Here is a 795-nt window from a genome sequence, read left to right on the forward strand (position 1 = left end):
ATATTCACTGGCACATGGTGCGGGACGTAAATGGAAACGAGGCGACTGTCAGGGAAGGCTCAGTCATAAATATAAGCGTGAAGACCTTTACAGAACTGAACTGGGTAGTCGGGTTATTTGTGGCAATAAAGAGCTACTTTATGACGAAGCACCTCAGGCATACAAACCTTCTCAAACTATCATTGATAATTTGCAGCAAGCTGGGTTGATAGAAGTAGTGGCTCGCTTAAAGCCATTGCTTACTTTCAAAACACATGGGAGTTGTAGCTCATGATTTTACTTCAGCTTTCGTCCGGGCAAGGCCCCGAAGAGTGCTGCGCAGCAGTTCGAAAAGCCATAGACCTGGTTATGAAAGAGGCAAAGCAATTCGATACCAATGTCACGATTATCGAAGTGATAAAAAGCCGTTATAGCCAGGGCTATAAATCTGCTTTATTGCAAATTGAAGGTAAGGTCGAGAGAGCATTTTCGTATCAATGGACAGGAGTCATGATGTGGCAATGCCAAAGCCAATTAAGGCCCAAACATAGGCGAAAAAACTGGTTCTTTAGCGGCCAGGTTTTCGAGTTTAGCGAGCAATTATTTACGGATGATGTTCGTTATCAAACTTGTCGTGCTTCAGGTGCAGGTGGCCAGCATGTCAACACGACAGACTCAGCAGTTCAGGCAACTCATGTTGAAACGGGTATAACAGTCCGAGTTGAGACTGAGCGCAGCCAGCATGCTAACAAGCGTCTAGCAAAAGCACTACTTTTTAAGAAACTTGAAGAGCTAAAGGAAACCGATCTCTCGCAA

At 44.7% G+C, this 795-nt stretch carries 2 protein-coding genes; both read left to right on the top strand.

All coding sequences use genetic code 11. From position 1 onward, the window contains the following. On the top strand, positions 1 to 274 hold a 274-nt coding region (locus A3735_RS05120; protein WP_197485678.1), incomplete at its 5' end, for an RtcB family protein. Further along, positions 271 to 795: peptide chain release factor H (gene prfH / locus A3735_RS05125; protein WP_068637691.1), on the top strand; the 525-nt coding region annotated here is incomplete at its 3' end. The genes A3735_RS05120 and prfH, both read left to right, overlap by 4 nt.

This window comes from Oleiphilus sp. HI0061 (assembly GCF_001635675.1).